We start from the raw sequence: 640 nt of genomic DNA, 5'->3' as shown, positions 1-640 counted from the left end.
TTGCTCTGGCCGAGCACCCGGCGCGGGGCCTCGATGATGTTGTCGAGCACGCTCATGTGCGGCCAGAGGTTGAAGTTCTGGAACACGAAACCCAGTTCGCTGCGAATCCGATTGAGCTGCTTGCCATCGGCGGCGACCAGGTCGCCCTGCTTGTCACGCTTGAGCTTGAGCTGCTCGCCGGCCACCAGAATCTCGCCCTCGTGGGGGTTTTCCAGCAGGTTGATGCAGCGCAGGAAGGTGGATTTTCCGGAGCCTGAAGAGCCGAGGATGGAAATCACATCGCCATCGCGGGCGGTCAGCGAAATGCCTTTGAGAACTTCCAGATCGCCGTAGCGCTTGTGCAGATTGCGGATTGCCAGTGCAGGGATGGCCTCGGCCATGAGGGGTCCTCTTACAGACCGGCGAAGGCCGCCATGGTCTAGATATCTGATGGTGCGCTCCGCGCGAACTGCTCGCCGTCCTGGCGAGGCGCAAACCTAGCATGCGATGCGACATGCGCCAAGCGCGATGCGGCGTTGAGCGGTGTGACCAATCGGTCACGTTTCGCTGGCCGCCGATGCGCCCCTATCTATATAGATGAAATCGGCGCTGTACGCGCAGGCCGCACTCCGTGGCCATGCGCAACCGGCAGGCTCGGCTC

At 62.2% G+C, this 640-nt stretch carries 1 protein-coding gene; it reads right to left on the bottom strand.

Features of this window, described 5'->3' with window-relative positions; translation table 11 throughout:
• Window positions 1–368: ATP-binding cassette domain-containing protein (locus CXQ94_RS23825; protein ID WP_219817120.1), on the bottom strand; the 368-nt coding region annotated here is incomplete at its 3' end.
• Window positions 369–640: the final 272 nt, after the last annotated feature.

Origin of the sequence: Arthrobacter sp. GMC3, assembly GCF_002929305.1 — a bacterium.
Classification (GTDB): Bacteria; Actinomycetota; Actinomycetes; order Actinomycetales; family Micrococcaceae; genus Specibacter.
The sequence above is the reverse complement of the archived record's forward strand: the minus strand, read 5'-3'. Positions and strand labels throughout refer to the sequence as shown.